The 14,030-nt window shown below is 38.1% G+C and carries 7 protein-coding genes; 2 read left to right on the top strand and 5 right to left on the bottom strand.

Annotated features, from left to right (window positions below; genetic code table 11):
- Window positions 1-52: 52 nt before the first annotated feature.
- The 4 genes from AC07YT_RS10700 to AC07YT_RS10685 form a co-directional block, all read right to left on the bottom strand.
- A complete protein-coding gene (locus tag AC07YT_RS10700) occupies window positions 53-3,658 on the bottom strand; it encodes a BamA/TamA family outer membrane protein (protein ID WP_086546728.1) in 3,606 nt (1,201 codons plus the stop codon).
- A gap of 372 nt (window positions 3,659-4,030) precedes the next feature.
- On the bottom strand, window positions 4,031-4,936 hold the full coding sequence (locus AC07YT_RS10695) for an SdiA-regulated domain-containing protein (protein WP_086546729.1): 906 nt from the start codon (window positions 4,934-4,936) through the stop codon (window positions 4,031-4,033).
- A gap of 187 nt (window positions 4,937-5,123) precedes the next feature.
- Window positions 5,124-7,172 (bottom strand): polyphosphate kinase 1, encoded by a 2,049-nt coding sequence (gene ppk1 / locus AC07YT_RS10690; RefSeq protein WP_494945311.1) that lies wholly within the window; start codon window positions 7,170-7,172, stop codon window positions 5,124-5,126.
- Complete coding sequence (locus AC07YT_RS10685; RefSeq protein WP_086546730.1) at window positions 7,172-8,386, bottom strand: Pycsar system effector family protein; 1,215 nt, start codon at window positions 8,384-8,386, stop codon at window positions 7,172-7,174. The genes ppk1 and AC07YT_RS10685 overlap by 1 nt, the downstream gene beginning before the upstream one ends.
- A gap of 657 nt (window positions 8,387-9,043) precedes the next feature.
- Here AC07YT_RS10685 and AC07YT_RS10680 point away from each other — a divergent pair.
- Both AC07YT_RS10680 and AC07YT_RS10675 read left to right on the top strand, forming a co-directional pair.
- The gene (locus tag AC07YT_RS10680) at window positions 9,044-11,230 is read left to right on the top strand and encodes an alpha-galactosidase (protein WP_086546732.1); all 2,187 of its coding nucleotides are present in this window, start codon (window positions 9,044-9,046) and stop codon (window positions 11,228-11,230) included.
- A gap of 76 nt (window positions 11,231-11,306) precedes the next feature.
- Window positions 11,307-12,929 (top strand): sulfatase family protein, encoded by a 1,623-nt coding sequence (locus AC07YT_RS10675; RefSeq protein WP_086546733.1) that lies wholly within the window; start codon window positions 11,307-11,309, stop codon window positions 12,927-12,929.
- Between the two features lie 164 nt (window positions 12,930-13,093).
- On the opposite strand, the gene AC07YT_RS10670 is transcribed toward AC07YT_RS10675, so the two are convergent.
- Window positions 13,094-13,981 (bottom strand): AraC family transcriptional regulator, encoded by an 888-nt coding sequence (locus tag AC07YT_RS10670; protein WP_086546734.1) that lies wholly within the window; start codon window positions 13,979-13,981, stop codon window positions 13,094-13,096.
- Window positions 13,982-14,030: the final 49 nt, after the last annotated feature.

The raw sequence follows: 14,030 nt of genomic DNA, 5'->3' as shown, positions 1-14,030 counted from the left end.
GTCTGCTGAACGTAATACTTGGATATTACATCTATTAATATGTTACACAAATTTAATACCTAAAATTAAGCGATACGTATGGATACCAGCCATCAGACGAGTGTCCCATCACAAATCGCACAACTGTGAGTGATGCTGGTGCAAAGTAAACGCCCCCTCCTACACCGTGGTGCCACAATGTAGAGGCTTCATCTCTTTTCCAAACCCTACCTACATCATAAAAACCAAGTAAGCCAACTTGTCCGGGTAAAACATAACTTACTAAATCGCCAATTTTAGCACGCAGCTCTAAATTATTATAAAACATATGCTCGCCGGCAAACCTAAACTGACGGTAACCTAAAAGGTTTCCTTGACCGCCTAAAAATAAAGCCTGATAAAAAGCCGGTTTACCAATGGTTACTCCACCACCGAAACGATCGGCTAAAATGAATTTTTTCCGACCATCGAGGTTTTTATACAGCGCTATACTCGCTGTAAATTGCCCGTAAGAATTAGAATATTTGTTAACGCCTTTATAAGCCAGCAGCTTAAAATCGACATAACTACCCAGGGTTGGCAATAAATCGTTATCACGCGTATTATTGGTGAAATTTACAAATGCACCTGCAAACATCTTTTCGTTCCGAACGGTAAGCGAATCGGATGAATGCAATTGTGATGGGTTTTCGATAAAACGGCCTGCATTATCTTCCTGATTAAGTTTATAATATTGATACGATGGACCTACACTAAAAGTAGATTTAGGGCGGCGCCACCGGATGGAGGCATCAACCTGGTAAAGGTTGAAACGCGCACGGTAATACCTGATATCGTCGCCATGTTCGTCAAAACTTGTTTCATTCCCCAGTCCAAAGAAATTCTGCACATTGTTTGGCGCGAAAGCATCAGCTTTTAAAACAAAATCGCCCTTACCTAAAGCTTTTAACCACTCTCCTTTATAATTAAACCTAAAAGCCTTGGTTGAAAACGAATGCAAAAAGGAAACGGTCTGCGAATTGCCGTAAGGCTGTTTTCTGAAACCAGGATTGGTCTGTTTGTAAATCAAGCCCAATAAAACACCATCATCATTATTGTAACCTGCATTTAACAACCACGAATTCCGGCGATACATATCTTTTGGAATATAGCTGAAATTGGCAGTATCGTTTGAGATTATTTTTCTGATTTTATTGGCATCCTCTCCATTATAAGTTGCCTTATCGGTTCTGCCATATAACTTTACAGATCCATTGCTGTTTGCAAAATCGTAAACTTTAGTGCCTTTACCACCGATAATCCGCAGTTTAATGTTCGAATTTTTATTGTTCAGGATCAGGCTATCGTTACCATTATGCATGTATACCCTGATCTCTTTGGTTACTTTCGGATCAAATTTCCGGTCGAAAAGCTCGTCTTTAACATTACCCTCTTTAGAAATTTTATTGATTTTTACGCGTAAGCCATTATCATCTGCATCAACGATCTGAATCCGTTCATTTTTATTGGTCACTTCGATATCCACAATGCGGTTAAAGAAATGATAATACTGGTTCATTAACTTTGGCAAGGTGGCTATCCGATTACGCATCTGTGCCAGAAAGGCATCATGGTGTAAGGAATAACTTGGTTCAGGAAGTTTTTTTAGCGCTTTTTCGAAAACGGCATCATTATAATTTGCGCAGAAATCTTTCACAATTTTATCAAATTCCGCCTCGTCGATATTGGCGGTCCAACGACTGCTGATTTCTCTTCCTTCCCATAAAAACCAATTGATATCTTTTATGCCACGCTCATAACCCTGCATCATGGGTAATAAAGAGGAAGATTGTGTGTAACGCTGTAAAAAGCCGTCTGATCTAAAAAATACCTGATCACGATCTCTGGGTACCGGCGAATATACCGAACCATCTTTAGTTTTGGTTTCTTTCCAGCGCCATTGGTCTTCATGTCTGTCCCAATCGCCGAGCAACACATCAAAGGCCCTTGCTTTTACCCAGGCCGGTCCGTCTAATCTATTATCGTTATCGTCTGTTAGTTTTTTATCCATTTTCGGAGAACTGTCTGATTCTCCCGTTGGTTCTCTTTCTTCGAATAAACACAAGGTATTAGCAAAAGCCGATTCAAATTCGCCCAGATTATCATCGGGCGAAACCCAGCCAATAATCGGGTTGCTATGCGCAATCCCCCCGGCCTTAGCCAGCTCAGGCACCACCAGCGCCGAAAACGGGTGTTGTGCCGACATGTTATCCTTTATAATATCTTTGGCAAAGGTTTCACGCAATGCTGCAGGCAATAGTACCTCAGGGTATTTCTCTACACTGCGCAACACATATTCTTTGCCATTTTTATCTTCTAACCGTAATGAACGTGATTGATTGCCACCGCCGCGTTGTGTCGCTTTTAAGCCACCCATCATTTGGGAAACCCTTAGTACCGGAACTTTTGTTCTTGCAGCATATTCTTTACGGTAATTTTCGCCAAAAATAGCCCGGTGAAAACGACCAACACTATCATATTCGGGTTTAATACGTACAAAAATGCTATCAGCTGTAATCGGTTTATCTCTGTTTCTTACTTTTTGAGGGATGGTTTCGAACTTTTTAATGTAACTGTAAACCCTTTTAACGCTGGTATCTGAATAAATATAATATTCGTAACGCATATCGTTGTTTTTCAACTGATCAGCAACCACATAACCTTGCTGCATTTCGTGAAATAAAGATGTTTTGCCTTCTTTATTTGGCGATACTTTTGAACCAGATCCACTAATAATCTGCAAGTGTTTTCCTTTGATTAACTGCAGACCGTGTTCATGCCCGGCAACATAGGTTACGTTAGGGTAATCGCCGAATACGCCGGTTACTGATTTAATCATATCCTTATAGGCCGGATGGTTTAAATCTTCAGGACTTAACAAGGTAGAACGAAGTAAAGGATACACGGAACCTAAAACAGGCAAAGGGATATATAAATTTTTATCTAAAGATGTTAATGGAAAAATATGGTTTCTTAAATTGAAATAACCGCCGTGTGGCCCGTAACTCTGAAATGGATGGTGCGAAGCCAATAGAATAACTTTGTTTTTATTTTCTTCCAGCAATTGTTCCATTTTGACCAAAACCTCATCTTTTGTCCGGCATTCGCATTCGCCGTTGGGATTTGATTTATTGTATGGGAAAAGCCACCATTCGCTATCGTAGGCAATAATGGTTAATTTATCGGTTAATTTAATCGCTACGGGATCAGGACATCCGTTTTCGGGCATCAGCCTCAATAATGAATCACCCTGTGCTTTAAGGAAATCATCCTGCGCTTTAATTTTGGCCAAACCCTTAGGACCAGATTTATCCCAGTCGTGGTTGCCCGGAACAAAATAAACCGCAGCACCCATTTTACGCATAGGCTCGAACTGCGAACGCAGAATCTTTTTAGTTTCCTCTTCTTCTACACTTCCTGGCAGCCCCATTCCAGTGGGGTAAATGTTATCACCTAAATATACTACCGTTGTTTTTTTGGGAAGAATTTGCTTGGCTGCGTTTTTTAAATCCTGCATCTGCGCAGGATTCATTTCGCCTGCATCGCCAAAAAGAATTACACGATATTTTACATCATCCTGCGCTAAGGCAATGAAGTTAATTAAAAATAAGATGGTAAAAAGGGTAAATCTTTTAATCATAGACTCAGCGTTTGTATAAAGATAAGTAATTTAAATTTTATTTTTTTTTGGGTTCAACCCGTTAAGCATCTCCTTTTCTTACCATTAGGTGTTACATCCTTAACTTCTGAATGTTAAACTAAATTGTAATAATAGACTTCTCACCATTAAGAAGTTAAGGACATTAAGCATCAAAACCTTAATTTTCTTAACTCCTTAATGATCACTTTTTAATATAGCTTGTTTTTATCATTAAGAAATTAAGTACATTAAGGTTAAGCAATCACTTACAATCATCATGCTTCTCAAAGTTTCGAGATCAAGGCCTTTATTACAGGAAGATGCTGAAATAAATTCAGCATGACGCATGATTGAGGTAACCAACATCAATGGTTACTTTTTCAATTTAAACATTAAAATATTTCCTGCCGATAAGGCACCGCCCTCATTAGAGATATAAAGGTTCTGATCGCGGTCAAATGCAATACCTTCTGGTTGATTAAAGAAACTTCCTTTTAATGGATAAGTGGCTTTAATTTTAAAGTTTTCATCAGTAACAACCAATAATTTATTCATGGACGAAAGCACATACCACTCGTTAGTTGATGGGTTTTTAGCCAAAGCAGATGGACGAAATTTGATTTTAGCTTCGCCTGATAAATCTGCAATCTCTTTATAAGGTAATGCAAAGGTTCCACTTGCTGTAAATTTGCCATCAGCATATTTAAAGGCATAGATATCGGTCTGATCACTTTTATTTTTCTTAATTTCTTTCGTTAAAACATACACCAGACCTGCTTTCTCATCAGCAGCTAATCCTTCGTATTCGGCTTTGGGAACCAGATCTTTGGTTTTAACCACATTGGCCACATCTGGTTTATTAATCTCAGAAATAGGGAATGAATGTAATTCGCCATTACTTTTTAACACAATTACGGTATTATTTAGAATAGCTACGTCTTCGTAATCGCCTTTACCGCCAAATTTGGTGAATTTCGATTCTTTATCAGTTAAACCCAGATGAAATAAATCACCATCTTCGTCCTGTATTGCAAATACTTCTTTCGGATCGCCGTTATGAAATACAATTCCAGAGATTTCGAAAAGATTTTGGGGCATGTTATATTTTACCGGATTTGCTAAATCATAAGGAAGACTTGATTTTTCTCCCCCGCCTGAAGAAACGGTTTCAGTTGAATCACTTTTTTTATTGTCGCGGTTACCATTTACGCATGATATACCTATAAAGGCAAGGGCAATGAGAAAGCCGGGCGCTAAGAAGTTTTTATTGTATTTCATAGGATAAAAATTTAATGTCCATGGTCTGTGTCCTCACAGACCATTAATAAGTAAAATCATGTAGTCTGTGAGGACACAGACCACGGCGTTAGTAACTGTTTATTTATCGTCCGTCATTCCCGCGCAGGCGGGAATCCTAATGCAATAAGCTTTAAGATTCCCAATCAAGTTGGGAATGACGACCCTACTAAACAGCATTATTTTTTTTTAATAATTGATAAATATCGTGTTGAGACTCGACAAGAGTCCCGCTCCTTTTGACAGGAATATTGTTCATGTTTTCATCTATACAAACGGCCTGCACGTTATCTTGTTTTTGGATTTCGATAATATCTATCATTTCTTGTTTAATCTGCTCATTATAAATAGGAAAACAAACTTCAATTCTTCGATAGATATTCCGGTTCATCCAGTCGGCAGAACCCAGGTATACATCATTCTTGCCTAAATTGTTAAAAATAAAAATACGTCCGTGTTCTAAATAACGATCAACGATACGGGTAATTTTAATGTTCTCACTCATTCCAGGTACACCTGGAATCAAACGACAAATGCTCCGCACAATCATATCAATCTTTACACCTGCCGATGACGCCTCGTAAAGTTTGTCGATTAAAACCTTCTCTTCGAGGTTATTCATTTTAATGGTAATACCTGATGGCTTGCCTTGTTTGGCGTGTTCGATTTCCCTGTCTATCAAGTTAAGAAAAACCTGCTGTAAATTAAACTGCGCCACCAGCAAATGATTAAATTTAATCAGATCGGCAGAGGTGGGCTTAACCCTTTTGGCCAGAAAAATAAAAAGCAGTTCTACCTCACGTAACATCTCTTTATTGGCTGTCATTAAAATATGATCCGTATAAAAAGCGGCTGTACTTTCATTAAAGTTTCCGGTAGAAAACAAACCAGAATAGCGCATTCTATTACCAACCTGGCGTTTCACTAAGGCTACTTTGGCATGCACTTTTAAGGCCGTTACACTGTAAATAATATCTACACCAACTTCCTTCATTTTTTTGGCCCACTTGATGTTGTTCGCTTCATCAAAACGGGCTTTGAGCTCGACCAAAACGGTCACTTTTTTGCCGTTTTTTGCAGCACTGATTAAAGCATTCACAATTTTCGAATCGCTGGCTACGCGATAAAGTGTAACATAGATTTCCCTTACTTCAGCATCAATAGCCGCTTCGTTAAAAAAGCGCAACACGCTATCATAACTCTGGTAAGGCGTATGTACCATAATATCGTTTTTATAAATGGCTTCGGTTAACGATCCATCTATCAAATCGGTATTGCATAGTTTTGGCCAGTTTTGATTAGATAACTTTGGCGAATTGACAGGAAAACCCATAAAATCTTTCAGGTTATGGTATTGTCCACCTTCCATCCTATTGGCTTTTTTTAAATTGAAAAGCTTTTTAAGGAGTTCGAAAACATTGGCCGGTATACCTGGCTGGTGGAGGAAACGTGTAGCCAAACCCGAATCGCGCTTTAACAATTGTTTTTCCAGCTGCTCTGATAAACTACCCGAATATTCGTCTTTCAGATCTATTTCGGCATCCCGGGTAATTTTGAAACTATAACATCCGGTAACTTCACCTTCCGGGAAAATACGGTCTAAATGAAAACGTACGATATCATCCAGAAAAACAATAAAAGTTTCATCTCCTGTTTCCACCTTATAAAAACGGGGAAGCTGATTGGAAGGGATATTTAAAATAACCACTTCTGCATCTTCCTTCTTTTTTAGTGTAATCAGAAAATAGAGCTCATTATTTGAAGGAAAAAAGTTCGTATTCGCATTAATGTAAACGGGCTGCAAAAAAGCCATTACCTGACTTAAAAAGTATCGGGTTATACTTTTCTGAATTTCTGCGGGGAACGCCTGCCCGTAAATTAAATTGATCTTATTTTCTTTGAGCAGGGGAATAAGATCTGATTTAAGTACTTTACCGTAGCGCTGTTGCTGTTCTGAAATCAGCTGATTGGCTGTGCTCAGCAAATTATCGTCAATCTGAATGTCATTATCTTCCTTATTGCTTAATTTTTCTAAAGCGAGTAATACCGGCATCCTTACTCGATAAAACTCATCGAGATTGGAGGAGAATATCGACAAAAACTTAATGCGCTCTAAAAGCGGAACAGTGTTTCGCTCGGCTTCCATTAAAATACGCTCGTTAAACTTTAACCAGCTTAAATCTCTGTTAAAAAAAGAGGTTTCGACTATCTGTTCCATTAAAGTTTACCGTAAGCTGCGTAAGCAATTACAAATGCCAATACTGCTGCAATTAAGCCAAACATGAAAATATTATAAGCCAAACGGATCAGTTTATATTTCCGGCCCAAAACTACACCTTGCGAGTATACATCGGTAATGAGGGTTCCATATAAAAAATCTTTATCGTTCATCACCTTAATCATACCATCGGTATAACTGGGTAAGCTCATTTTATAAAAGTTGCCGAAAAACAATAAATTCACCTTTTTCTTATCCATATCTTCCTGGGTGAATTCTCCCTTCGGAATAGATGGACGGGTTGATAAAATGGATACCACAACACAGGTTAAACTCACCAATAACAAAATAAAGGTAGGTATAATCAGGTTGCCGTGATCTTCCAGTCGCCTTAACAATAAACTCACAATCAACGAAAGCATGATCGAATTTACAGTGATGAGGATATGTGCTTTATTATCCGCCATGTCGCTCAACCGCTGGTTGTTGGCAGAAGTAATCCTGAACATGGTTTCGATACCCTTATCCGGTCTGTCGTCTTTATCCTTCTTCTTTTTGCCCTGTACCACATTAGGTGCGAAGTTTTTAGTTTCGGCCAGTTCCGTACTGATTTCTTCCTGCGCCGTTAATTTACTTTTCAGTTTACTGATATTTTTTTGTTTCTGATCGCTCAGCAGTAAAGTGGCATAATCGGTATGGTAATGATGAGATTCCATAAACTGGATATCTTTTTTGCGCCAATCTAATTTACTGATATCTTTTTTATAAATCAGTTCATTTTCCTTGTGCATTAATTTACCCTTTGCTCTGAAATCGGCCAGGCCTAAATGAAATAAATCTGCGTCGCAAAGGATTTTATCAATTTCATTTTTGGGTTTCTGGGGAATTTTAGTGGCCAGTATTGCACTTTTAACATGGTCACGGATTTCCTGATTCACCTGGTGTTTGGCTAAAAAATGATCAGCCAGTTCTGCTCCTTTTGCTTCGTGGTTTAATGCATCTTCAAAATACCCTGTATCGTGAAAATAGGCCGCAACGGTTACGGCAAAAAAATCCTGCTCATTTAGCTGGTAATGATTGGCAATTTGCTGCGCAGCATTAACCACTTCCTGCGTATGTTCGAGGTTATGATATACCAGACGGGGATCGTTATGGGTATGGAAGTAATCGCCAACGTGCTTTTCTACATCTTCCTGCAATTGTTTATAGTTCATGAGCGTACTGGGGGTTGCGATAATTTAATATGTTGAAGGCAATGCATTTCTTGAAAATCTTTAAAACTGAAAAATCGTGTTATTTTTTATGATTATAAAATTACGCTAATTTTTTAAAAACAACACCGATCTCCCCTCAACAATAATAATGCCTTGTTTATTTTACAATAAGATTTAGAAATGGCCGGGTTTAAAACTATAATTAGACCAATAAAGTTTATTCTTGTTAAAAAAAGATAATAATTTGATATAAATAGCCTACTTATTAAAATCTGAAAGTTCTAATTTGCATCTTTTAAATTCATGATTGATCACCTATAGTATTTTAATCTGATGCCAATAGCCCAAACTTGAATGGTCAAAAATTCAGGATATGAAATGTAAAAACATTCAAGTACCTGCGAGTTTGAATGCTTTATCTAAAAACGGATTACAACCGATCATTTATCTGATACAAAACCGAAGCCGGCAGCGCACAAAAACCTATATAACAGATTTTTACACATACAAAGATTTGCATTGCTTTTTGTACCTGTACTTATCTTTATTACAACTATTTTGGAATATTTTTACGATTAAAACCAGATCGGTCAATAATCCCGATTTCTTAATAGCAGGTGCAGAAAGCATCACCTAAACTTTTTACCCAAATAAATAATGAAAAGAAAAAACACATTTTTTTTTTTACTCTCGATGGCAATAGGTCTGAATAGCTTTGCGCAAAAGACAATAGAAATTGCTACAAAAAACAATGTACTCATCCTGGAAACAGATCGTGATAATACCTTATTATCGACATACCTTGGCAAAAAATTAGAGAATGCGGGCGAATACCCAGGCATACAGGCATTAGATAAATACAAACCTGGCTCTGACGATCTTTTAAATAAACGTGAAGCTTATATTGCCTCAGGCTCACTTAATTTATTAGAACCTGCATTAACAGTAACCCATGCTGACGGGAACAAATCGACGGTATTGACATTTTCAGATGTAAAAACCGAACAGCTGGATCAGAACAGAAAGTTAACCAGCGTTATCCTTAAAGATTTAAAATACAATTTTCAGGTTACACTAAAATACCTGGCCTATTTTAATGAAAACGTGATTGAGCAATGGGCAGAAATTGAACATAAAGAGAAAGGCACCGTAGTGCTCAATAAATATGCTTCCGCAAATCTGACCTTAAGCGGAAAAAAATTCTTTCTTAAAAACCAATATAGTGGCGCTACACGCGAAATGCGATCGGAAGAGCAACAATTGCTACATGGTATAAAAACCATCGATTCGAAATTGGGGACCAGAACAAATTTGCTTCATTCTTCTTCGTTTATGGTTTCGATAGATCAGCCTGCCACTGAAGATATGGGTGATGTAATTGCAGGCTCGTTAGCGTGGACCGGAAACTTTAAATTAGATTTTGAAACCTTTGACGAATATTACCTCAGGATAACTGCCGGAATTAATAATTTTTCGTCGAACTATACTTTAAAGGCCGGCGAAAATTTCGTTACTCCCCGCTTCATTTATACCTATTCATCTGCAGGAAAAGGTTTAGCCAGCAGAAATTTGCACGACTGGGCCAGAAACTATCAAATATTAGATGGAAAAGGCGAAAGATCTACCATATTAAACAATTGGGAAACCACTTATTTCGATTTCAATGATGAAAAACTAAACGAATTAACCAAGGATACCAAAAAATTAGGGGTTGATGTTTTTTTACTGGATGATGGCTGGTTTGGCAATAAATATCCACGCAATGGCGCCACGTCTGGTTTGGGCGATTGGCAGTATAACAAACAAAAATTAAAGAACGGCATTAGTGCTTTAGGTAAAGAAGCCACAGCAAGTGGTGTAAAATTTGGTATCTGGATAGAACCAGAAATGGTGAATCCTAAAAGTGAGCTCTATGAGAATCACCCTGATTGGATTATCAGACAGCCGGAAAGAAAAGAGTATTATATGCGTAACCAGCTGGTATTGGATTTAACCAACCCTAAGGTTCAGGATTTTATTTACAAAACGGTTGATGATATTTTTAAAGAAGTACCGGAAGTGGCTTTTATTAAATGGGATTGTAATTCTTTAATATACAATGCAAACTCTCCTACTTTAAAAAACCAGGATCATTTTTATCTGGAATATATCAGGGGATTAAATAGTGTGCTGGATAGGATTAGAAAAAAATACCCTAAAATACCAATGATGTTGTGTGCCGGAGGAGGCTCGAGGGTAGATTATGCTGCGCTACAACATTTCACCGAATTTTGGCCGAGCGACAATACCAATCCATACGACCGCATCTTTATTCAGTGGGAATATTCGTATTATTTCCCTTCCATTGCTGTAGACAACCACATTACCGATATGGGTAAACAACCCATTAAATTTAAAACAGATGTGGCCATGATGGGAAAACTGGGATATGATGTACGGGTAAATGAGCTCAGTAAAAATGATTTGCTTTTTAGTCAAAATGCGGTTAAAACCTACAATAGTTTCAAGGATATTATCTGGCATGGCCAGCAATACCGTTTACAGGATCCTTACGAAAACAAAATAGCCTCCATTGCCTATGTAAACGACGCTAAAGACCAGGCTATTGTTTTTAACTATCATGTGGCAACCCTTTTTACCAATGGGGTGATCTTACCGATTAAACTAAAAGGATTAGATCCCGCTAAAAAGTATAAAATAGAAGAAATTAACCTGTACCCGGGGGCTAAATCGCCAATTGATAGTACTAAAGTTTACTCCGGAGATTTTTTAATGAAAGTAGGCTTTAATCCGGAAGCAAATGCCTACAGAACAAGTGTGGTTTTAAAGATACAGGCCATTTAGCATTTTCAAAAACATCAACATGATATTAAGGGTGGCTTTTCGCCCCCTTTTTTGATATAGACCTTTATACATCCCTATGAAAAAATACATTTTTAGCATTTGCGGCATTGTCTTGATTGGTGCAGCTACCCTATCCTTCAAAAACAAAAAAAAACAATCTTCTGATCGTCCGAACATTCTTTTCGCCATTATGGATGATGTTACCTACCAGCACATGGGCGCTTATGGCTGTAAATGGGTAAAAACACCAAATTTCGATCGCATTGCTCAGGATGGGCTTCTTTTTAAAAATGCCTATACACCAAATGCCAAATGTGCACCATCGCGATCGTGTATTGTTACGGGCAGAAACTCCTGGCAATTGGAAGAAGCCGGCAACCATTGGTCTTATTTCCCGGCTAAATTTGCCTCGTTTGCAGAGGTTTTGGCACAAAATGGATATGCAGTTGGGTATACCGGTAAAGGCGTTGCACCTGTGGTGGCCAAACAAGCAGATGGTACACCCAGGGAGATGCTGGTAAAAGCATTCAATCAGCTTAAAACAACACCTCCTACAGCCAAAATCAGTAATGTAGATTATGCGGCTAATTTCGATGCATTTTTAAGTACAACAGACAGCAAACCTTTCTTTTTTTGGTATGGAGGTTTAGAACCACATCGCGAATACGAATTTAATTCGGGCGTAAGTAAAGGAGGAAAAAATCTGAACGATATTCCCAATGCTGAAATTTATCCCTTCTGGCCAAAAACCGATTCGGTACGAACCGATCTGCTGGATTATGCATTTGAAATTGAATACTTTGATAAACAATTGGGGAAGATGCTTAAAATGCTCGAAGATAAAGGCGAACTGCACAACACCTTAATTGTGGTTACTTCAGATAATGGAATGCCTTTTCCACGCGTTAAAGGGCAGGCCTACGAATACGCCAATCACTTACCGCTTGCCATGATGTGGGCTGATGGCATTGCCCATAAAGGCCGTAAAATTGAAGATTTTATCAGCTTTATCGATTTCGCCCCTACCTTTTTGGATCTGGCCAAAGTACCTGCTGCTAAAAACCAGATGAAACCCATTACAGGCAAAAGTTTTAAAGATATTTTTAGTGCTGATCAGGAAAAGGTTTCAGAGAAACGCAATTTCGTGCTTGTGGGTAAAGAGCGTCATGATGTAGGCCGCCCTAAAGATGTAGGCTATCCTATCCGGGGTATTTTTCAGGAAAACTATTTATTTATAAAAAATTTCGAAACCGACAGATGGCCAGCCGGAAACCCTGAAACTGGTTATTTAAACGTAGATGGCAGTCCAACAAAAACGGTTTGTCTCAATACGGTTTATGCTACTGATCACAATTTCAATTATTGGTTATGGTCTTTCGGAAAACGACCAGGTGAGGAATTATACGATATTAAGAACGATCCGGCCTGTTTAAATAATCTGGCATCAAATCCGGCCCATCAAAAGAAATCGGCACAGTTAAGAAGTAAATTACTGACTTTATTAAAAGAACAATCAGATCCCCGCCTTTTGGGTAAAGGCAGTGAATTTGACAGATACCAATATGCCGACCAAAGAGGGGTTAACTTTTACGAAAGATATATGGCTAAAGATCCCAAATTAAGCTGGGGATGGGTAAATGATTCAGATTTTCAGGATATTTCAAAAATAGAACGGGCAAAAAATGCACGTAATAAATAAGTATTGATTGATGATTTCCAGTCACTAGCAATAAAACCTAAAAAAATTGACCGGCCCTGAGCCTGAAGCGCAGCAATGTGGAGATAGCTTTTAACCTGGTTCAAAGCTATCTCCACCCCGGTAGAAAAAACGATGTAACTATAGTAGAATAAGACTTTTCAATATTAAACAAGCTGGCTTAAAGACCTAAATCGTTCTTCGTAAGCTCTTGGCGAAATGCCAACAACGTTTTTAAATACACGGTTAAAATTAGTCATGCTTTTAAAACCAGCTTTGTAAGCAACATTAGCTATATAATCGGCCTTTTTACCACTGGCCAGATTTTTACATACCTCATTAATACGTACCTCGTTGAGAAAGGTGATGAAATTGCGGCCGGTATGGCGCTTAAAATAACGGCAAAATGCACCAGAAGACATAAAGGCCTGATTAGATACTTCTTCTAAGGTGATGGGTTTATGATAGTATTGCATAATGTAATTAATCACCTTACTCAGCTGAACGTTTTCATTCTCGTTCATATTTGGTAAATAATCGATTGAACAAAGCGATTCCAATTGATCTGCAAATCTAAATTCATTGATTAAGTCAATAAAACTGATCAGTATCTGTTCATCGTTTGCCTGATTGATTTTCTCTATTTTACGGGCAATTTTAACGGCAGATTTACCACTCAGCTTAAAACCATTGCTGTAATGATTAAAAACATGACGGGTCTCATTCATTTCCGGCAGTTCAAAAAGTGATCCTATCCCCGTTTTGAGGTTAAAATATATCGAGTATACTTCTACCTGGCCAGTGCTGGCTGCACTAAAATGCTCCGCATCACTTTTTAATAAGTGGGGTACATTTGCCCCAATTACAAAAATATCGCCGGGGCGGAAATTATGGATATTATTCCCCGAAAAGACAATGCCCCTGCCTTTAACGATCCAGGTAATCTGAACTTCCTCATGCCGATGCAAATGAGGGTAAAAATGTGTATCACAAATATGTTCAACAATAATGCTCCGCTCATTAGGATATAAAATAGTAAAGGGCAGTACTTTCATCAGATTTCACAAAAAATATGGTGTACAATCTTAGCAGATATGATTACCC

This window comes from Pedobacter sp. GW460-11-11-14-TSB4 (assembly GCF_059423705.1).
The sequence above is the reverse complement of the archived record's forward strand: the minus strand, read 5'-3'. Positions and strand labels throughout refer to the sequence as shown.